Source organism: Bernardetia sp. (assembly GCF_020630935.1).
Classification (GTDB): domain Bacteria; phylum Bacteroidota; class Bacteroidia; order Cytophagales; family Bernardetiaceae; genus Bernardetia.
This window is the reverse complement of sequence record NZ_JAHDIG010000003.1, coordinates 60,170-80,001: the sequence shown is the minus strand read 5'-3', so window position 1 is coordinate 80,001 and position 19,832 is coordinate 60,170. Positions and strand designations below refer to the sequence as shown.

Here is a 19,832-nt window from a genome sequence, read left to right as displayed (position 1 = left end):
CCCTCTTAAATATTTTTTTAGCAGCAATAAAAAAATTATTGAAAATTCTTTTTTTGGACAAGTTACTATTCAAAAGTTGAAACATGGTAGCTTTTCATATAGTTGCATACGCCATTTTATGCCAGTGAAGTATAAAATTTCTATATTTTTAGAGGGAAAAAATAACGATAATTTCAGTTTTGCCAATTCTTTTTTTAGAAAAATTGAATCTTCTTATCCAGAAGTAATTACTGCTATTACTCCACTTCTTGAAGATACTTTGCAGAACTGGAAAGAAAATTTTAAAATAAAAGATTTTAAACAAGAATTTCAGATTGTAAGTCTATCAATTCCTATTCAGAAAGAAGATTCTATAATTTGGGAAATTACTTTTGAAACTATACACGACCCAAATCATCAATTCACTGTCGGAATGTCTGATATGGAAGCTAAGTGGTTGAATATAGATGGCTAAATCTAATAAATTTAGAAGCTTTCCTAAGAATTAAACTTTATTGATCCTTAAGGAATTTGTTTCTCATCAAAAGTAACAGTAAATATGGATTTAAGTATTAATACATTTTTCTAATCTTGCCCCTGCCAAGTGATTGAAATACTATCCTGTTTCAACTTTATCCAAACAATTTTCTACTACATTCCTTTTTCAGAATAGCTAATACTTTTCATAAAGACTTAAAATATCAATTCAAGCCTTGTCATATACAGACTTCTATACATCTCAAAACTAAACAGATAGCAGGGCTTCAAAATAAAAACACGTTTTTTGATGCTTTTCTATTGGTATTTGAGGATTTTTGAACGTATATTTGTAGCTATTATCAATACTTATTAAAGTAATTTATTCAAACGCAAAAATAGACCTAAAAAAACAGAGTACATGATTAACATAACTGTAATTCTTGCAGGGCTTGCTGTTTTCGGAGTTGTTACACTCCTACTTGTTGGGTTGCTTCTTGTTGCAAAGGCGCAATTAGTCCAGAGTGGAGACGTAAAAATTGTGGTAAATGGCAATGAAGAAGACCCTATTGTTGTTCCTGCTGGTTCAACTCTCCTAAGTACTTTGGGAGACAACAAAATATTTTTACCTTCTGCTTGTGGTGGTGGTGGTACTTGTGCCATGTGTAAATGTGCTGTTGATGAAGGAGGAGGAGATGTTTTACCAACCGAAGTAGGACACCTTAGCCGTACAGAACAAAAGGAAAATGTTCGCTTGGCTTGTCAAGTAAAAGTAAAGAAAGACATGCAAATCCGTATTCCAGAAGAAATTTTTGGAATCAAGAAATGGGAATGTACAGTTAGGTCAAACTATAATGTAGCTTCATTTATCAAAGAATTTGTAGTAGAGTTACCTAAAGGAGAAAGCCTACACTTCGAATCGGGAGGTTATATTCAGATTGATGTACCACCAATTACAGTAGATTTCAAAAATATTGATATTAGTCCTCTTCCAAACGACCCAGCTGGAAAAGATAAATTCAGAGACGAATGGGACAAATTTGGACTATGGGACTTGAAAATGGTAAATGATGAGCTTGAATTTAGAGCTTACTCAATGGCAAATCACCCAGCAGAGGGAAATATTGTCATGCTTAATATTCGTATTGCTACTCCACCTTGGGATAGAGCAAACAACAAATGGATGGACGTAAACCCAGGTAAATGTTCTTCTTATGTATTTAATTGTAAGAAAGGCGATAAAGTCTCTATTTCAGGACCTTATGGTGAGTTCTTTATTAAAGATACAGGTAAAGAAATGATTTATATTGGTGGTGGTGCAGGAATGGCACCTTTGCGTTCACATATCTTCCACCTATTCCATACCTTAAAATCTGACCGTAAAGTATCATTTTGGTATGGAGGACGCTCAAAAAGAGAACTTTTCTATGTAGATGAGTTTAGAGCGATTGAAAAAGAATTTCCAAACTTTACTTTCAATATTGCCCTTTCAGAACCTCTTCCAGAAGATAATTGGGATGGTTATGTAGGATTTGTTCACCAAGTTTTGATTGATAATTATCTTTCTAAACACGAAGACCCCGAAGAAATTGAATTTTATTTCTGTGGACCTCCAATGATGAATGCAGCTGTAATTAAAATGTTAGACGATTATGGCGTTCCTCAAGAACATATCATGTTTGACGACTTTGGTGGATAATTTTATAGTTATCAATTATTAGTGATTAATTATTGACAAAATGCTTGAATTTTTCTTTCTTAAAAGAAATTTCAAGCATTTTTTTTGTCCTTAGCTTAACTAAAATTTTGCAAAGCCAATCCTTCTGACTACATTTGCGACCAAATGAAAAAACTTTTCAACATATCGTTTGTCTTATTAGCTTTTTTCCTCTTAGGAGGGAATCAGTCTTTGTATGCCCATACAAATACGGTAGATGAAACTAAATCTTCAGAAGATTTTTTTGAAAAGTTTTTACACAAATTTGAGCTTAATACTTCAGATACAGACCTCCAAGTAGGTATTACTATTCTTCAGTCAGAATCTTCTCACGATAGAAATACACAAAATAAAGATTTTGATTTTCCTCTCTTTGAGAAAGAAGAAAAAGAGAAAGAAGATAAATTTTCTTCTTTTGAAATAGTGTCAAAACAGCCTATTTCTCTTTTATCTACTCCTGTCGTTTTCTTTTTTGATAGATTTTACCAATATAATAAAAGCTATCTCCGAAGAAATGAAAGTCTTAATTACTTCTTATTCCACAAATGTTATGTTCTGTTCCAAGTGTTCAGATTGTAATGCCGTTTTTTCTTCTCTTTAGGTAGGAGTCAAGCTTCAATTTCCCTACCTCATTTCATATATCAGCTTTCTTAGTGATTTTTCGCACGTATTAAATCCATTATACCATTTTGTGTAATGCTTTGATTTTAAAATACCTGTGCTACACTTAGGCTGTATATATCCACTTTTTTTAGGTATTACAAAAATTATAACAAAGATTATCATGAATAAGATATTACTTGGGCTTATGTGCTTATGTATTTGTGTATGTAGCGTAAGCTGCCAATCCCACAAAGAAAAAAAAGAAGAAAAAACTCACTTTTTAGTTACAAGTCCCATCAAAATGGATACTTCAATTACAAAAGAGTATGTTTGTCAAATTCATTCTATTCGTCATATTGAACTTAGAGCGTTAGAAAAAGGCTATTTGCAAGATACGTATGTAGATGAAGGACAACTTGTAAAGAAAGGGCAAATGATGTTTCAGATTATGCCAATGCTCTACGAAGCAGAAACTAAAAAAGCACAAGCAGAAGTAGATTTTGCAAATATTGAATATCAAAATACCAAAAGGTTAGCTGATAGTTCAATAGTTTCTCCCAACGAACTTGCGCTTGCTAAAGCAAAATTAGACAAAGCCAAAGCAGAACTCTCTCTTACACAAGTGCATTTAGGATTTACAAAAATCACAGCTCCTTTTGATGGTATTATGGATAGACTAAAAGTAAGACAGGGAAGTCTTTTAGATGAAGGCGAACTGCTAACTACCCTTTCAGATAATAGCACCATGTGGGTGTATTTTAATGTTCCTGAAAATGAATATTTGGAATACCAATCTCACAAAAAAGAGGATAGTGTTACAAAAGTAAAATTGGTAATGGCAAATAATAAACTATTCCCACAGACAGGAAGAATTGATGTTATTGAAGCTGATTTTAATAATGAAACTGGAAATATTGCTTTTCGTGCTAGTTTTCCCAATCCAAATCAACTTTTAAGACATGGCGAAACTGGAAATATTCAGATGAATATTCCATTTAGAGAAGCTATCATTGTCCCACAAAAAGCGACGTATGAAATTTTGGATAATAAATATGTTTTTGTGGTGGACAAAGATAATATTGTGCGTTCTAGGCAAATCTCTATTGGAGCAGAAATGGAAGATTTGTATGCGATTAGTGAAGGACTAAAAGAAACTGATAAGATTCTTTTAGAAGGACTGCGTAAGGTAAGAGATGGCGACAAAATTACCTACGAATATAAGAAGCCTAAAGAAGTGATTTCGCATCTGAAAGTATATACAGAATAAAAATTTAGGCAAAGCGAAAAATAGCCGTTGTTGGTGTCTCCACCAACAACCAATATATTCTATCATAAAAGACCTTCTAAAAAAATAAAATATCATGTTTAATAAATTTATTCAGCGACCTGTGCTTGCCATAGTGTTATCGCTTATCATAATCTTTATGGGTATTTTGGCAATGAATACCCTTCCTAAATCACAATTTCCAGATATTTCTCCTCCAATGGTTATTGTGCGTGCTTCTTACCCTGGTGCAAGTGCAAAAGTTTTGACCGAATCTGTACTGATTCCACTAGAGCAAGCCGTAAATGGTGTTCCAGGAATGAAATACATGACTTCTGATGCTACTTCGGCAGGTGAAGCTAATATTCAAATTGTCTTCAATTTGGGAACAGACCCAAACCAAGCTGTTGTAAATATCAACACACGTATTGCACAGGTTTTAAACCGTTTGCCTATTTTAGTTCAACGTGAGGGAGTAATCGTAAACCGAATTATTCCAAACATGCTAATGTATGTAAACTTATACAGTAAAGACACAAAAGCAGATATGAAATTTCTTTTCAACTTTGCTGGTGTTAATATGCTTCCAGAGTTGCAGCGTGTTTCTGGTATTGGACAAGCAAGTATTTTGGGTAGCCGTCAGTATGCGATGCGTGTTTGGCTCAAACCAGACCGTATGCGAGCTTATAATATTTCAGCAGATGACGTTATGGAAGCCTTAGAAGACCAAAGTGTTATCGGTTCTCCTGGGCGAATTGGTAGAGGAGACGGCAAAACGTCGCAATCTTTAGAATATGTTTTGACGTATGAAGGACGTTTTAATGATGTTGAACAGTATAAAAATGTAATCATCAAGGCAAATGGGGAAGGCGAAATTTTACGATTAAAAGATATTGCCAATGTAGAGTTAGGAAGTGAATACTATGACATTTATTCTAATCTGAATGAATATCCTTCGGCTGCGATTGTCTTAAAACAAAGTTATGGAAGTAATGCTAGTGAGGTAGTAGAAGAAGTAAAAGCAAAGCTAGAAGAGCTTAAAAAAACATCCTTTCCTGCTGGAATGGATTACGAGATTAGTTACAACGTATCTGATTTTTTAGATGCTTCGACTGAAAACGTAGTTCATACCCTTAGAGATGCTTTTATTTTGGTGGCATTGGTGGTATTTCTATTTTTAGGAGATTGGCGTTCCACACTCATTCCAATTCTTGCTGTTCCTGTTTCGCTTATTGGAGCATTTATTTTTATGCAAATGTTCGGCTTGACCATAAACATGATTACTCTTTTTGCTCTTGTTTTGGCAATTGGTATAGTTGTCGATGATGCGATTGTGGTGGTAGAGGCTGTTCATGCCAAGATGGAAGAAGAACCAAATATATCGCCTTTCAATGCTGTAAAAAAAGTATTGGGCGAGATTAGTGGAGCTGTAATAGCAATTACCTTGCTTATGACGGCTGTTTTTGTTCCTGTAGCTTTCATGACAGGTCCTGTGGGAATTTTTTATAGACAGTTTTCGATTACCATGACTTCTTCCATTATTATTTCTGGATTGGTTGCTCTTACACTTACACCTGTTTTGAGTGCCATGATTTTGAAAAAACATGCTCACGGACACGACAAAAAACGTAATATTTTTACTCGCTTTATAGATGGATTTAATTTCTTATTCGAAAAATTAACTAACGTATATGTCCGTTTGTTGAATCTTATCGTAACTAGAAAATTATTAACAGGATTTTTGATACTTCTTTTTGCAGTTGGAATTTTCGGAATTACACAAATTATGCCTACTGGTTTTATTCCAAGCGAAGACCAAGGAATGATTTATGCCGTTGTTCAGACACCTCCCGGTTCAACGCTAGAGCGTACTAATGACGTAACTCGCCAACTTCAAAAAATTGCTGAAGAAATAGATGCTATTCAATCGGTTTCTGCACTAGCAGGTTATGAAGTTTTGACGGAAGGACGTGGTTCTAACGCAGGTACATGTATCATCAACCTCAAACCGTGGAATGAAAGACACGAAACAGTACACGAAGTTATTGAAGAACTAGAGGAAAAAGCAAGTGAAATTTCAGGAGCTGTTATTGAATTTTTCGACCCTCCAGCCGTTCCAGGGTATGGGGCAGCAGGTGGATTTTCACTCCAGCTTTTAGATAAAACCAATACTGGAGATTATGTAGAGCTAGAAAAAGTAAACAATGAGTTTATGGAAAGACTAGAAAAACGTCCAGAACTGACAGGTTTGTTTACTTTCTTTAGTGCCAATTATCCTCAATACGAGCTTGTTATTGACAATCAGTTGGCAATGCAAAAAGGTGTGTCGATAGGAAATGCAATGAATACACTTTCTATTATGGTTGGTAGTACGTATGAGCTTGGTTTTATCAAGTTTCAACGTTATTTCAAAGTATTTGTACAGGCTTCTCCCGAATATAGAAAACTTCCAGAAGATGTTTTGAATATGTGGGTAAAGAATGACAAGAGGGAAATGGTACCTTTTTCTGCTTTCATGACTATCAAAAAAACACAGGGAGCAAACGAAATCAACAGATACAATATGTACACTACGGCTTCTATTAGAGGAGGTTCGGCAGAAGGTTTTAGTAGTGGAGAAGCAATTGCAGCTATTCAAGAAGAAGCAAAAACTTTACCTAGAGGTTATGACATTGATTGGGGTGGACTTTCCAAAGATGAGGTTTCTCGTGGAAATGAAGCTATTTTTATTTTTGTTATTGTTTTAGCGTTTGTGTATATGGTTTTATCAGCACAATACGAAAGTTTTATTATTCCTTTGGCTGTTATTTTTTCACTTCCTGCTGGGGTTTTTGGTTCGTTTGCCTTACTCAAGTTTATGGGACTTGCCAATGATATTTATGCACAAGTAGGTCTTGTGATGCTTGTAGGACTTTTAGGTAAAAATGCCGTTCTGATTGTAGAGTTTGCCGTTCAGAAGCAACAACAAGGTGCAACAGTTTTGGAAGCTGCCATTGAAGGAGCAAGAGTTCGTTTCAGACCTATTTTGATGACTTCTTTTGCTTTTATGGCTGGACTTATTCCTCTTGTTCTGTCGCATGGTGCTGGAGCTATTGGAAACCGTACTATTGGAGCATCTTCGCTTGGTGGAATGCTCTTCGGAACTATCTTCGGTGTTATTATCGTACCAGGGCTGTATTACATCTTTGGTTCGATAGCAGAAGGAAAACATCTAATTAAAGATGAAGATGAAACTCCTCTGACAGAAGAAAAACACGCTTTAGAGACTAATTCATAAAGGTTATCACAGTTATTTGCGTAGGTCAGACTTCCAGCCTAACGAAAAATATTAAAAGACCTTATTTCAGTCAAAAATTAAGTTTTTGATTTTACAGACCAGTTTAGAAGACTGGTGTACAAATATAAAAGCACCCAAAAAACATAAAAATCATGTTCAAATTTAAAATATATAATTTCAAACTGTATAATTACCTATCAATACTCTGTATTTGTTCGTTTTTTACGGCTTGTTCCATTCCTAGTTTGGTAAATAGAAATTCTACCCTTGGCAAAACGCCAAATAATTATACTAATCAAACAGATACTACCAATTCAGCCATCGTAAACTGGAAGCAGTATTTCAACGACCAAAATTTGATTGCCCTCATTGATACAGCACTCAAAAATAATCAAGAATTGAATATTACGCTTCAAGAAATACAAATTGCTAGTAACGAAGTCAGAGCTAGAAAAGGAGAATATTTACCTTTTTTAGACATAGCAGCAGGAGCTGGAGTAGAGAAACCGAGCCGTTTTACAAGCCGAGGAGCAAGCGATGCCATTACCGAAATTGAAGAAGGAAGAAAAACGCCAGACCCACTACAAGACTACATGATAGGAGTGTATGCAAGTTGGGAAGTTGATATTTGGAAAAAGCTGAGAAACGCCAAAAAATCGGCTTATCTCAATTATTTATCTTCTATTGAAGGCAAAAACTTCTTGGTTACTCATCTGATAGCCGAAATTGCCAATGAATATTATGAGCTTTTGGCATTGGATAATCAGTTGGCTATCATCAATCAAAACATTGAAATTCAAGATAATGCGCTACGAATTGTGAAGTTGCAAAAACAATCAGGTAAAGTAACTGAGCTTGCCGTCAAGCGTTTTGAAGCACAACTTTTGAATACAAAAGGATTGAAATATGATATTCTTCAAGGCATTACTCTTACTGAAAACCGAATTAATTTTTTATTAGGACGCTATCCTCAACCCATTGAGAGAGATTCGGACAATTTTATGAATGCAGTTCCGAATGTGGTCTTAGCAGGGATTCCTTCACAACTTTTGGCAAACCGTCCAGATATTAGACAGGCAGAGTTAAAGTTACAAGCAGCAAAATTAGATGTCAATGTAGCGAGAGCTAATTTTTACCCTTCCTTGAGACTTACAGCAGGAATAGGATTGAGAGCTTTTAATCCTGCTTTTTTGGTCAAAACGCCTGAATCTATTTTATATTCTTTGGCTGGAGATTTGGCTGCGCCCCTTATCAACCGAAATGCTATCAAAGCCACCTATTTAACAGCTAACGCCAAGCAAATTCAAGCTATTTACGACTATGAAAGAACCATTCTGAATAGTTATTTAGAAGTTACTAATCAGCTTTCGTATATCAATAATTTGGAACAAAAATATAACTTAGAAGTGGAACAAGTAGAAAAACTTAATCAAGCAACAGCTATTTCTAATGACTTATTTCAATCTACAAGAGCTGATTATATGGAAATTCTCTTGACACAGCGTGATGTTTTGGAGGCTAGAGTGGAACTTATCGAAACCAAAAACCAACAAATGCACGCTACTGTGAATGTATATCGTGCTTTAGGAGGAGGATGGAGATAGTCAATATTTAATGAAAGTTTTAGAATTTGAAAAGCTCAAAAACAATAATACAAAGTTTTTGAGCTTTTTATCATAAAGAATTATATTAAATACTAGGTAACATGAACTTGGGATTAACAATACGATTTTTATTTGTTTAAAACAGATTAAACATAGTTTTTGGTCTGCTCAAGGAAACCCTAAGGGTCTTCAAGCCCCTTAGGGTGTGTTTAAGTAGCTTGTCTTCAGATAAGTGTTAGTTGCGTGGTGTACCATCTTCTACCCAACACTCTATTAACTGTATTTCTTCATCTGTAAGAGAAAGTCCTGAAGATTGTGGAGGCATAGAACGAGAAGATGCACGTGCTAAAACCCTTGAAGAATTTCTAGAGACTTCATCAAAACTTGTAAGACTTGGAGCCTGTCCTCCAGAATGACAACCCGAAATAGCGCAATTAGTATTGATAATAGAAGCTACATTATCCACATAGTTTACACCTGTTGTTAGTGTAACTTCTGCTGTTGCCTCACAGTTTTCTGTGTCCTTTAAAGTAACTCTGTATGTTCCTATTGCAAGGTTAGAAAAAGTAGCATTACTTTGAAAAGCCCCACCATCTAAGCTATATTGATAACTTCCACTTCCTCCATTAGCTATAACTGTAATAGAACCATCGTTTGTACCACAACCTGCATCTTCTGAAGTTAAGGAAATAGTTGGCGCATCTGCATTTTCAATGGTTGCTGTTTGGCTAGTTGTACAACCCTCTGCATCTTTTACAGTAACAGTATATTCTCCAGCAGCTAAATTTTCAAAAATTCCACTACTTTGAAAGTCGCCACTTCCCAACTGATAGGTAAGAGTTCCTGTTCCTCCTGCTCCTGTGGCAGTTATTTTTCCTGTATTATCTGTACAACTTGTATTTTCAGCAGTAAGTGAGAGCGTTGGAGGGCTACTACAAGGTGTGTCTATTGGGTCTGGGTCGGGTGTAGGTTCTGGCTCATCGCTGCCTCCACAGGCAAAAAGTACGATAGTAGAAAAAACAGTTAAAAATAAGAGCGACAGAAAAGAATTATTTTTCATAAAAATAGTTTGGTGTGTAGAAATAAGAGTTTATAATCAGTTTTGAAAGGGTATTTCTCTCAATTTAAGGATTATATTTTATTTAGGCTACACTTTGTTAAGTTTATTTAGAAACTCCACCAACTTTCTTGTTGCAATTGCTCTATGACTAATTTTATTTTTTTCTGATAAAGGCATTTGAGCAAAAGTTTTTTCATATCCATTGGGAATAAAAATAGGGTCATAACCAAAACCATCCTTTCCTGTTGGTTCTTCAATGATTTTTCCCTTTATAATTCCTTCAAACTGATGCTTTTCTCCATCCAACACCAATGTAAAAACAGTTTTAAACTGTGCGCTTCGGTCAGTATTTCCTTTTTGAGCTTGTTCTTGAAGATTTTTCAAAACGAGTTTCATATTTTCGTTTGAATCTCTATACGAACCAACGATTTTATCAGCATACATAGCAGAATGAACCCCTGGTTCTCCACCAAGTGCCTCAATTTCTAAACCTGTATCATCAGCAAAGCAGTTTTCATTGTAGTTTTCATAGACATACATTGCCTTTTGCTCAGAATTTCCTTCAATGGTAGGCGTAGTTTCTGGTATTTCTTCCGTACAGCCAATTTCTTTTAGGCTTACCAGTTGGATGTTTGAGGGTAGAGCTGCACTTACCTCTTCTATTTTTTTAGGGTTGTTTGTAGCAAAACAGATTTTCATAGATGTATTATAAATTATGTAATAATCAGTATATAGCCAATATAAAATTAAGAATAAGACCATCGTCAAAGGTAAGCCTTTGCCCTACATTTATAATTAAACATTAAGAACTAAATAATAGTCATTTTCTTGTCTATTTCTAAAGCCATAGCTTCTTGGTCAAGTTCAATTTTCAAGACTTTTATATAATCTACGACCTCATCAAGATATTTATTCATGTCTTTTTGTGTAACATACGTATGCACTACATAAACTTTTTCATCTACCAAACCTACTTGTTTGCTATTCCAAACGCCTTTTGCTTCCTTACTGGTTGCGCCTCCAAAACGTTCTGCCAAAAATTTCAGCGTTTGTTCTACATACTTACTTGTATCAATAGGCTTATCAACAGAAACAGTAGAAGGAATGAAAACACCAATTTGATGTGTACGTTCCAAACGGTCTATTATTGAACCTAACATTTCTTCTATCGGACGAGGAATTCTATAACCAGCATCTTCCGAATCTACCAAAGAAGGCAAATCTGGCAAATAAGGAACATCAAAATCTGAACTACCATTAAATTGTACTTTTTCGTGTTCTGGACTGCAACGGTTTATGATAGTAAAGATAGTCGCTTCATCACTTCTGACATGGTCACGGATTTGTTTATGTAGGCGATTCACAACGTGCATTCCATCTTCCAGAGGTGGCGTAACGATAATTATTTGATTGACAAACTCTAAAAGCATTGCCAAATTCTCATCGATATAAGTCTGATTTTTTAGCGTCATGATGATATTATCATAATCTGACATCATCGAATCTAAAAACAGTGTAAGGCGAGCCGAAAGTGGAAGTTCTGTATTTTCGTCTTGAGAAAGTAGAATATCATATCCCGAATTGTGTTTGTAAATTCTCGTTTTTTTACGAATATTCAAATCTGTAATCAGATTTTGAGGTGTTGGATATTCTGTGTAAACTGTACTTTGTTTGGTTTGTCCGTGCAAAATACGAGCTAGTGTATTGCCGATATTTGTTCCTCCTGCATGTGGGGTAAGACTAAAAACCAAAATCAAGCGAGCTTTTTTAGAAGCTCTTGTTTGTCTTCTATTCGATTCTACCAAATATTTCCCCAACATTTTACAAAGCCCAATACCGATTTGTGGATAATCGTGCATCATCTGAATAAAATCATCTCGCTGAATAACCAAAACATCTACATCACTAAGTGCAGAAACGGTTGCCGAACGAGGCTGATTTTCTAAAATCCCTACTTCTCCAAAGGTATTTCCAGCCATTAGGTAAGCAAAAATTTGTTCTTTGCCACTGGCAATAATTTTTTTTACTGCTACAATACCATTGATAATTAGATATAAACTATCACTCGCCTTTCCTTGCCAAACCACCGTTTCATCTGGAAAAAACTGACGCATTTTGGCTTTCGCTGCAATTTTTTCTAAGGCTTCTTGAGGCAGAGAGGTAAAAAGAGGAGATTGCTTTAGAGATTCTACTTTATTGATACGGTCTATCACGAAACTGTTTTGTTAGGCTTTTAGGAAGAATAGATTTTAGTCAGAATGAAGTCTAAAGTTACTATTTTTCTTAGTAAAATGGTAAAGATTTTTAAGTTTAGTAGTTAAATGCTAAATTTATAATTTGACATTAGAATCATTATACACTTGTCTGTGTACAAGCTACATTTTATATAAAGAAATGACATATACTTTCTCACAAATCGCTTCCTACTTAGAATCTATTGCAGCACTAAATTATCAAGAATCGTATGATAACTCTGGACTTTTGGTAGGCGAACCCAATACCGAAGTTACAGGGATTTTAGTTTCTTTAGATGCTATCGAATCTGTAATTGATGAAGCCAAAGAAAAAGGGTGTAATTTGGTGGTGGCACATCATCCTATTGTTTTTAGAGGACTTAAAAGTTTTACAGGAAAAAACTATGTGGAGCGAACAGTAATGAAGGCACTTCGTGAAGGAATAGGAATTTATGCCATTCATACCAATTTAGATAATGTAGAAGACGGCGTAAATGCCAAAATATCTGAAAAAATCGGACTGATAAACAGGGAAATATTAGCTCCTAAAAATAATATTATAAATAAAGGTATAGACGATAATCAAAAAGTAGGTTCTGGAATGATTGGCGAACTACCCACTTCCATATCTATTCATGCATTTTTAGCTCACTTGAAGACAAAAATGAACCTTCCTCTCATAAAACATACAAGTTTGGATAGCTTTCAAAGTAAGAATATAAAGAAAATTGCTGTCTGTGGTGGGGCAGGGAGTTTTTTATTAAAAAATGCCATTAAAAGAGAAGCAGATGTTTTCATTACGGCAGACTACAAATACCACGAATTTTTTGATGCTGAGAATAAGATTGTGATATGCGACATCGGACACTATGAAAGTGAGGTTTACACAAAAGATTTGTTAGTAGATTTTCTTGTCGAAAAGTTTTCAGATATAAAAATAGAGGCTTGTAAAGTCAATACAAATCCTATAGAATATTATTTTTAAAATGGTAGAGATAATGCATGCATTATCCTCCTTTATCGTTTAAAGAAATTATATTTTGAGTATGAGAATATATACTGTGTATTTTTTATTTGCAACAATTTTATTGTTTATACTGATATTAGCCTCTTGCAATCCTTTTGGAAAAACTGATGTGATGAACTATGAAGATGAGTTGAGTGATTTGATAGGAAAACTAGAAAAGTATCCTCAAGGTTATTATGATGAAGATGAAATTGATGAGGTCTCAACATTTTATCTTCGTAGGTTAAGAATTGATTCAATCATAAAAAATGGAGATAAGTCATATTGCTCATATTGTCATGGCTTTATAGAGGATAGTGACAGCTTGGTTATTTTCATAAACAAATCTGATAATATGTTTGACACAGAGAAAAGGATAATCTATGATTACAAGAAAGAGCCTCGTAATTTTAAAAATCAGATTATTAGTGGAGCAGCGTATGAGTTTACACAAGTAGGAGAAAGGTGGTATTATTCAGAAACTGGGTTTGATTAGTGTATAGGGTAAACGCACGAAAAAAAAGTATAGCCATTTAAATCAAATAGAAGCTCTTTTTTACTTTGATTATTTATATTACTCTGACAAGTAAAGTTTATTTAAAGCTAAGTGAGCTAGTATAAAAAGTTTCGTGCGTTTACCCTAATTAGTGTACAATTTCAGAATACTATTAACAAAAAATTTGTAATTTTGATGGTTATAATAGATTTGAACTTAGTCAAATCACTTTCATAAAAATAGACTACGTACGCTAAAAATATATGTTTTTAGCGTTAAAATATATAGTAAAATGAGTTGTAATTCATGTGCCACTACGGCACAAAATAAAAATATAGATGAAAAAGATACTAATAACGAAGAACCCAAAGGATGTCAGAGCAATGGAAACTGTGGAACATCTGGTTGTAATCGTTTAAATTCTTTTGACTGGCTTTCTCAAATGGAACTTCCTGACACAAAGCCTTTTGAAATCATAGAAGTAAAGTTTAAAGGAGGAAGAAAAGCATTTTGTAGAAATATAAATGGTCTTCATCTCATTACTGGAGATGCTGTAGTTTTGGAGGTGGAGAGAGGTTTTCATGTGGGGCATGTATCTTTGCAAGGCGAACTCGTCCGATTACAGATGAGAAAAAAACGCATCAAGACAAACGATGAAAGTATTTGTAATATTCTCCGAAAGGCAAGTCAAGCTGATGTAGATAAACTTATTGAGGCAAGAAACCGAGAGTTGCCAACCATGTATCGCACAAGAGAAATTATCAATCAATTAAACTTGGCGATGAAGCTCTCTGATGTCGAATATCAAGCTGATTGTTCGAAGGCAACTTTCTATTATTCGGCAGATGCAAGAGTAGATTTTCGTGAACTCATTCGACTTTTGGCAGGAGAGTTTAGAATCCGTATAGAAATGAGACAGATTAGTTTGCGTCAGGAAGCAAGCAGAGTGGGAGGGATAGGCGTTTGTGGGCGTGAGCTTTGTTGCTCTACTTGGCTAACCGATTTTAAACCTGTCAGTACGTCGGCGGCACGTTATCAAAACCTTTCTTTGAATACAGCCAAACTTTCTGGTCAGTGTGGAAAACTAAAATGTTGCCTCAATTATGAATTAGACACATATCTGGATGCTTTAAAAGATATTCCAGAGGTAAAATATTTGCGAACCCAAGAGGGAGAAGCACAGCTACAAAAGACAGATATTTTCAAAAAACTAATGTGGTTTAGTTATAATTCTGAAAATGTATGGTATTCCCTTACGATTGAAGAGGTAGAAAAAGTGTTGAGTTTGAATAAAAAGAATGAGTTTCCTTCTTCACTTAAACCGTCTGAATGGGTTTCTGATGGCGAAATATCAGATACAACACAGCAAGACAACCATATTATTGATGCTGAAGAGTTTGAGAGAAATGTTAGACGAAAAGCTGAAAAAGAAGATAGGGTTGAAATTGAAACAAAACGCCAAAGACGCACACGCAGACCACGTAGAAATATCACAAAGGCAGAAGAAGTTAGAGAAAATACTTCTAACCAACTACCTAATACAGAAAATCAGCAACATCAAACCAATAAAAATAGAAGAAGAAGAAACAATCGTTTGAGACAATCTAAGCCTCAAAACAAAAAGACAAAAAACAATGAAAAATAAACTATTTTTTTAATCAACCACTATAAAAAAGATGAATCAAGTAGAAGAGTTTAATGCGTATCGCAGCAAAATGAATGAGAAAATTATGGCTGCTGATAACAAAGTTCTGAAACGTATTTTCAATTTAGATACAAATGCCTATGCAGAAGGAACACTAGACATAAAAACAAAGGAACTCATTGGACTAACTTGTTCAATGGTCTTGCGTTGCGACGATTGTATCAAATATCATTTGGGAAAAGCAAAAGAAGCAGGAATTTCTGATGAACAAATCATTGAGGCGATGGCAATTGCTAACCTTGTAGGAGGAACTATCGTAATTCCACATCTTAGACGAGCTATGGAATATTTGGAAGAGTTAAATGCTTAAACTGATAAAAACCTATTTCAAATATTTCCTTGAAATAGGTTTTGTATTTTTTGAACTCACTCAAGGTCAGCCCCAAAGGGCAGTACTGAAGATTAAGGTAACTGGACTTACACAACATGCTGCTCTGTGTGAGCAGAGAAAAAATACCGTTCGTTGGTGTTTTAGCGTAGCGACACCAACAACTTTTATGTCATTTCCAGTAGTCTAAAGAAATTATATTTCTTTATCAATATGATATTTCCTTCTAATCTCGTTGATGAGGTGTAACTTTTGTATGACAAAGCTTTTTGGATGAACATGTGAAAATAACCTTTGCCATTCTTCAAAACGTTCTTTTTCAGCATTTTTAAAGAGGTTTACACTAATTTTTTTTGTTTGTAAAAATTTTTCAAACTCTTCTTTTAGATTTTCTTCCATAAACTTTTTAACTAATTCGCTCGTTTTAAAACTACATTTCGATACTAAAATATAAAATCATAAATGGAAACACTTGTTCAAAAACAAGAAAAATTGAATTTTCAAGAAGTAGCTCAAAACAAAACTATCATTTTATTCGATGGCGTCTGTAATCTTTGTAACGGAGCTATCAACTTTGTGATTGATAAAGATAAAAACAATAACTTTCATTTTGCTTCGTTACAATCCGAATTTGGACAAGCTCTTTTGGCTCACTTTGGAAGAGATACAGCAGATTTTGATTCTATGATTGTCTATGAAAACGGAAAAATAAGAACCAAATCGACAGCAGCTCTACGCATAGCAGCAGGACTTTCTGGTGGATGGAAGTTTTTTAGTGTCTTCAAAATTATTCCTACTGTCATAAGAAATGCAGTTTATAATCTCATTGCTAGAAACAGATACAAATGGTTTGGACAAAAAAATGAGTGTAGAATCCCTACGCCAGAACTGAAAGCTAAGTTTGTAGAAAAACTTTAAAAATAATACAATACACGGCTAGAAGCCGAATACGTATTCCTCACTTGGCACAACCGAGCGAGAGAAGATGGGGGTACAAAACCAAAAAAATGAGATATTTTAAAATTTTTCTTTTTATTGTCTTCTATGTTTGTAATGGATGTGGACATGGCAGTACGTCTTATCCAAATGAAACAAAATATAGTCAAGGTAAAATACAACGTGTAGAAAATTCCTTATTTGTAGAAAATAGCATTATTACAAAAAAAGATAGTTCTTTTCTTGAATCTTTGAACCATTTAGTTGTACTAGATTCTGAGATTAAAAGTGATATAAATTCCATTTTATCAGATAGCTTAATAAATTTAGAAATATCTTATTCTAGCTATATAGATACTATGATGCAAATTAGTAATTTAAATAGAGCAAAAGCATTGTATTTTTTTAGCAATAATTTTGGAGTTGTAATAGATGATAGTTTAAGTGTTAGAAAACTAAGTCTTACTTGTAATTTAACCGAAAATAATTATTCTTACATAGACGCAAGCAAACTTGTTAAATTAGAATCTTTGTTTGTACAATGTGATAGGTGTAAAGTTGTATTACCTAAAAATCCTATCAAAAGGTTGGTCATTCAAACTGACGAGATGGATACTTCTTATATTCAATCTGACAGTTTACCAGTTCCTGCTCGGCTGCCAAAAATAAATAAAAAAAGTAGCTCTAACTAGCTTCCAAACGAGGAGATTACCTGTTGATTCAACAACAATTAACCAACAAAAATGAAACAAGTTTCTGAACTAAAACAAATTAAAATAGAATAATGAACTCGTTTCTCAAAAAACATCGTTTCATCATATTAGTTGTATTAGCCTCTACTTTATATAGTATATATATACATTTAGACTATAAAAACGCTAATAAAAGATATTCAGTTTCTGATTACACTACTGTAACCCACACAGGAAAAATTTGGTTAATCAAATCAACTTTTATGTATAAAGGTAAAAGATACACTATCTCTAATATCGTAGAAAATAATTGCGCTAACAGAGTGATGAATAGTAAAAATCGATTTATTATTGAGTTTAAAAAAAATGAACCTAATGTAGGTACAATAATTTGCAATTATGAAGTCTTTGACAGCAACTTCGTTGCTCCCTATGAAGGTTGGAGTACAAACCCTTTACTAGTTCCTTCTTGGCTACCGAAAAATGAATAAAAACATCTCACCCTTGTTGGTGTTTTAACGAAGTGACACCAACAAAAAACTACTAAAATTTACTTCATTTTATCTGTGCCTATTTTGTTGGTCACTATAACGGCAAAGCCGAAATTAAAGACCAACAAAGGTGTAAAAAATAAGAACCAAATCGACAGCAGCTCTACGCATAGCAGCAGGACTTTCTGGAGGATGGAAATTTTTCAATGTCTTCAAAATTATTCCTACTTTCATAAGAAATGCAGTGTATAATCTCATTGCTAGAAACAGATACAAATGGTTTGGACAAAAAAATGAGTGTAGAATTCCTACTCCAGAACTAAAAGCAAAATTTGTAGAAAATCTTTAGATTTGTAAAACAATACGCTATTCTGACTGACTTTAAACATACACAGCTGGAAGCCGAATGCATAGTAAATCTGTAACTATGAAAAAATAAATACTACCAAATAAACTACAATAACCTTCATTATTAAAATATCGGCTTTATTGTACAGCTTTTAATATGTGGTTAGGTATCATTTCGTTGGGTGGTGTACTTTTTCCATATAACTTGTAGGAGTTATAGTTTCCACCTGTGAATACTGTTATCATATCAAGTTCTGGCCAAATATTTATTTTTTGTCCACCATTTCCCGAAGCCAAATAAGAGTTGTACTGCTTACCATCAACAATAAAATATTTATGTTCCCATAAATATCCATAATCACCTTTTTCCATCTCAAAACTTTTATCTATCCATTCTTTTGATAGGATTTGTTTTCCATTCCATTTACCATTATCCTTATACATTTTTGCTATTTTTATTAAATCTCTAGGTGTAATGTACATTTGACTAAATGTTTTAGAGCTAGTAGGGTTCGGTTCAAAAGTCCATTTATAATTAGTAATTTCCATTGGTTCATAGAAATATTTTTTGGCAAAATCTTCTATTTTTTCATTGGTAGTTACTTCTACCAAACTTCCCAAAGTAAGCGCACAGCCTGTACAATAAGATGAAGATTTTCCTGGATTTTGTACTATAGGCAAATCAAGAGTATATTTTACCCAATCTTCACTCTCCATCATTTTTAGTTCGTGCCCTTTACTTTCTGGATTATTGTTTTGGCAGTCCATTCCATGGCGATAGGTTAAGAAATTCTCTATTGTAATTTCCTTTTTCCTCTCATCCATATTTTGAATGTTTTGATATTTTTCTTTGAAGAATGGTAAGAGTTTTTCTTTTTCACTTTTAATAAATCCTTTGTCAATGGTAATTCCAAGTATTCCACCTATTATAGGTTTGCTGGCTGACCTTAGTTGATGTGGAGTATTTTCGTCATAGCCATAAAAATATTCCTCAAGTACTAGTTTGTTGTTTTTATAAATTAAGATACTATGTACATCCTCAAAATCTCCCTTAATGGTTTTTTTGACCATATTAATAATAGGTTCTGGATTTGTAAACTCATCTTTTAAAACACCAGTTAATAATCCATCATTTTTCTGTTGAGGTGGTTGATAAGAATATTCATTTGGGTTTTGGAAGAGACTTCTTCTTGGAAACATTTCTACTTTTTCAAATTCTTTATCAATAAGTTTGAAGGTTTCACCATTTGTCTTATAACTGATAACATTAGCCTCTTTATTTCTTTCAAAAACAACTGTTTGGTTGCTAATATCGACAAAACTATCTTTTTCAATATACTTTAATGGATATTTAGCATTATCTAATATGGCATAAAGGGTTGTGTCAAACTCTGAAGCAATAAGATCTAGTGTACTTCCTCCAACGTATTCATAATGACCTTCATACTCGCTTAGTTTTTGATAAGGAGACTTGTTTTTAGGCAATGAACATCCAATTAGTAGAGGGATTAAAAATAATAAAGTTTTCATTTCTTTTGTATTTTATTTGAAATATTTTTTTACACTAAAATAATGATTAAAAAATGGCACGCACCATTTTAGTATATTGTATATA

19 protein-coding genes are annotated in these 19,832 nt (G+C 33.9%); 14 read left to right on the top strand and 5 right to left on the bottom strand.

Annotated features, from left to right (window positions below):
• Nucleotides 1–118: 118 nt before the first annotated feature.
• The 6 genes from QZ659_RS01625 to QZ659_RS01600 all read left to right on the top strand — a co-directional run bounded on the left by QZ659_RS01625 (nt 119) and on the right by QZ659_RS01600 (nt 8,921).
• Nucleotides 119–454 (top strand): hypothetical protein, encoded by a 336-nt coding sequence (locus QZ659_RS01625; RefSeq protein ID WP_291720887.1) that lies wholly within the window; start codon nt 119–121, stop codon nt 452–454.
• 423 nt (nt 455–877) lie between these two features.
• Complete coding sequence (gene nqrF, locus QZ659_RS01620) at nt 878–2,155, top strand: NADH:ubiquinone reductase (Na(+)-transporting) subunit F (RefSeq protein WP_291720884.1); 1,278 nt, start codon at nt 878–880, stop codon at nt 2,153–2,155.
• A gap of 144 nt (nt 2,156–2,299) precedes the next feature.
• Nucleotides 2,300–2,752, top strand: coding sequence for a hypothetical protein (locus QZ659_RS01615; RefSeq protein ID WP_291720881.1), 453 nt, complete (start codon nt 2,300–2,302; stop codon nt 2,750–2,752).
• 205 nt (nt 2,753–2,957) lie between these two features.
• Entirely contained in the window at nt 2,958–4,043 is a 1,086-nt protein-coding gene (locus QZ659_RS01610) for an efflux RND transporter periplasmic adaptor subunit (RefSeq protein ID WP_291720879.1), read from the top strand.
• A 94-nt stretch (nt 4,044–4,137) separates the two neighbouring features.
• Nucleotides 4,138–7,317, top strand: a complete 3,180-nt coding sequence (locus QZ659_RS01605) for an efflux RND transporter permease subunit (RefSeq protein ID WP_291720875.1) — start codon at nt 4,138–4,140, stop codon at nt 7,315–7,317.
• Nucleotides 7,318–7,469: 152 nt separating this feature from the next.
• Complete coding sequence (locus QZ659_RS01600; protein WP_291720872.1) at nt 7,470–8,921, top strand: TolC family protein; 1,452 nt, start codon at nt 7,470–7,472, stop codon at nt 8,919–8,921.
• 235 nt (nt 8,922–9,156) lie between these two features.
• On the opposite strand, the gene QZ659_RS01595 is transcribed toward QZ659_RS01600, so the two are convergent.
• From QZ659_RS01595 to QZ659_RS01585, 3 genes are all read right to left on the bottom strand, one after another.
• Nucleotides 9,157–9,981, bottom strand: coding sequence for a SprB repeat-containing protein (locus tag QZ659_RS01595; RefSeq protein ID WP_291720870.1), 825 nt, complete (start codon nt 9,979–9,981; stop codon nt 9,157–9,159).
• A gap of 87 nt (nt 9,982–10,068) precedes the next feature.
• On the bottom strand, nt 10,069–10,680 hold the full coding sequence (gene rdgB / locus QZ659_RS01590; RefSeq protein ID WP_291720867.1) for an RdgB/HAM1 family non-canonical purine NTP pyrophosphatase: 612 nt from the start codon (nt 10,678–10,680) through the stop codon (nt 10,069–10,071).
• A gap of 110 nt (nt 10,681–10,790) precedes the next feature.
• Nucleotides 10,791–12,194, bottom strand: coding sequence for a cyclic nucleotide-binding domain-containing protein (locus tag QZ659_RS01585; protein WP_291720864.1), 1,404 nt, complete (start codon nt 12,192–12,194; stop codon nt 10,791–10,793).
• 181 nt (nt 12,195–12,375) lie between these two features.
• On the opposite strand from QZ659_RS01585, the gene QZ659_RS01580 reads away from it, so the two are divergent.
• The 5 genes from QZ659_RS01580 (at nt 12,376) to QZ659_RS01560 (ending at nt 15,940) form a co-directional block, all read left to right on the top strand.
• The gene (locus tag QZ659_RS01580; protein ID WP_291720862.1) at nt 12,376–13,200 is read left to right on the top strand and encodes a Nif3-like dinuclear metal center hexameric protein; all 825 of its coding nucleotides are present in this window, start codon (nt 12,376–12,378) and stop codon (nt 13,198–13,200) included.
• 61 nt (nt 13,201–13,261) lie between these two features.
• Nucleotides 13,262–13,717, top strand: coding sequence for a hypothetical protein (locus QZ659_RS01575; protein WP_291720859.1), 456 nt, complete (start codon nt 13,262–13,264; stop codon nt 13,715–13,717).
• A gap of 292 nt (nt 13,718–14,009) precedes the next feature.
• Nucleotides 14,010–15,362: a stage 0 sporulation family protein gene (locus QZ659_RS01570; protein WP_291720856.1), complete on the top strand. Its 1,353-nt coding sequence runs from the start codon at nt 14,010–14,012 to the stop codon at nt 15,360–15,362.
• Between the two features lie 31 nt (nt 15,363–15,393).
• On the top strand, nt 15,394–15,732 hold the full coding sequence (locus QZ659_RS01565; RefSeq protein ID WP_291720853.1) for a carboxymuconolactone decarboxylase family protein: 339 nt from the start codon (nt 15,394–15,396) through the stop codon (nt 15,730–15,732).
• The gene (locus tag QZ659_RS01560) at nt 15,725–15,940 is read left to right on the top strand and encodes a hypothetical protein (RefSeq protein WP_291720849.1); all 216 of its coding nucleotides are present in this window, start codon (nt 15,725–15,727) and stop codon (nt 15,938–15,940) included. The genes QZ659_RS01565 and QZ659_RS01560 overlap by 8 nt, the downstream gene beginning before the upstream one ends.
• A 5-nt stretch (nt 15,941–15,945) precedes the next feature.
• Here the strand turns inward: QZ659_RS01560 and QZ659_RS01555 are convergent, their stop codons facing one another.
• The gene (locus QZ659_RS01555; protein ID WP_291720847.1) at nt 15,946–16,149 is read right to left on the bottom strand and encodes a hypothetical protein; all 204 of its coding nucleotides are present in this window, start codon (nt 16,147–16,149) and stop codon (nt 15,946–15,948) included.
• Between the two features lie 63 nt (nt 16,150–16,212).
• Between QZ659_RS01555 and QZ659_RS01550 the strand changes: the two genes are divergently transcribed.
• The 3 genes from QZ659_RS01550 (at nt 16,213) to QZ659_RS01540 (ending at nt 18,218) form a co-directional block, all read left to right on the top strand.
• Nucleotides 16,213–16,668: a thiol-disulfide oxidoreductase DCC family protein gene (locus QZ659_RS01550; protein WP_291720844.1), complete on the top strand. Its 456-nt coding sequence runs from the start codon at nt 16,213–16,215 to the stop codon at nt 16,666–16,668.
• Between the two features lie 89 nt (nt 16,669–16,757).
• Nucleotides 16,758–17,378, top strand: coding sequence for a hypothetical protein (locus QZ659_RS01545; RefSeq protein ID WP_291720841.1), 621 nt, complete (start codon nt 16,758–16,760; stop codon nt 17,376–17,378).
• A 630-nt stretch (nt 17,379–18,008) separates the two neighbouring features.
• A complete protein-coding gene (locus QZ659_RS01540) occupies nt 18,009–18,218 on the top strand; it encodes a thiol-disulfide oxidoreductase DCC family protein (RefSeq protein ID WP_366935837.1) in 210 nt (69 codons plus the stop codon).
• A gap of 137 nt (nt 18,219–18,355) precedes the next feature.
• Here QZ659_RS01540 and QZ659_RS01535 read toward each other — a convergent pair whose 3' ends face one another.
• On the bottom strand, nt 18,356–19,747 hold the full coding sequence (locus QZ659_RS01535; protein WP_291720838.1) for a serine hydrolase domain-containing protein: 1,392 nt from the start codon (nt 19,745–19,747) through the stop codon (nt 18,356–18,358).
• Nucleotides 19,748–19,832: the final 85 nt, after the last annotated feature.

Coding starts and splice junctions, on each gene's coding strand:
- QZ659_RS01565 (WP_291720853.1), top strand. CDS start 15,394: ATGAATCAAGTAGAAGAGTTTAATGCGTATCGCAGCAAAATGAATGAG.
- QZ659_RS01560 (WP_291720849.1), top strand. CDS start 15,725: ATGCTTAAACTGATAAAAACCTATTTCAAATATTTCCTTGAAATAGGT.
- nqrF (WP_291720884.1), top strand. CDS start 878: ATGATTAACATAACTGTAATTCTTGCAGGGCTTGCTGTTTTCGGAGTT.
- QZ659_RS01610 (WP_291720879.1), top strand. CDS start 2,958: ATGAATAAGATATTACTTGGGCTTATGTGCTTATGTATTTGTGTATGT.
- QZ659_RS01570 (WP_291720856.1), top strand. CDS start 14,010: ATGAGTTGTAATTCATGTGCCACTACGGCACAAAATAAAAATATAGAT.
- QZ659_RS01625 (WP_291720887.1), top strand. CDS start 119: ATGCCAGTGAAGTATAAAATTTCTATATTTTTAGAGGGAAAAAATAAC.
- QZ659_RS01580 (WP_291720862.1), top strand. CDS start 12,376: ATGACATATACTTTCTCACAAATCGCTTCCTACTTAGAATCTATTGCA.
- QZ659_RS01595 (WP_291720870.1), bottom strand. CDS start 9,981: ATGAAAAATAATTCTTTTCTGTCGCTCTTATTTTTAACTGTTTTTTCT.
- QZ659_RS01605 (WP_291720875.1), top strand. CDS start 4,138: ATGTTTAATAAATTTATTCAGCGACCTGTGCTTGCCATAGTGTTATCG.
- QZ659_RS01555 (WP_291720847.1), bottom strand. CDS start 16,149: ATGGAAGAAAATCTAAAAGAAGAGTTTGAAAAATTTTTACAAACAAAA.
- QZ659_RS01545 (WP_291720841.1), top strand. CDS start 16,758: ATGAGATATTTTAAAATTTTTCTTTTTATTGTCTTCTATGTTTGTAAT.
- QZ659_RS01575 (WP_291720859.1), top strand. CDS start 13,262: ATGAGAATATATACTGTGTATTTTTTATTTGCAACAATTTTATTGTTT.
- QZ659_RS01600 (WP_291720872.1), top strand. CDS start 7,470: ATGTTCAAATTTAAAATATATAATTTCAAACTGTATAATTACCTATCA.
- QZ659_RS01550 (WP_291720844.1), top strand. CDS start 16,213: ATGGAAACACTTGTTCAAAAACAAGAAAAATTGAATTTTCAAGAAGTA.
- QZ659_RS01615 (WP_291720881.1), top strand. CDS start 2,300: ATGAAAAAACTTTTCAACATATCGTTTGTCTTATTAGCTTTTTTCCTC.
- rdgB (WP_291720867.1), bottom strand. CDS start 10,680: ATGAAAATCTGTTTTGCTACAAACAACCCTAAAAAAATAGAAGAGGTA.
- QZ659_RS01535 (WP_291720838.1), bottom strand. CDS start 19,747: ATGAAAACTTTATTATTTTTAATCCCTCTACTAATTGGATGTTCATTG.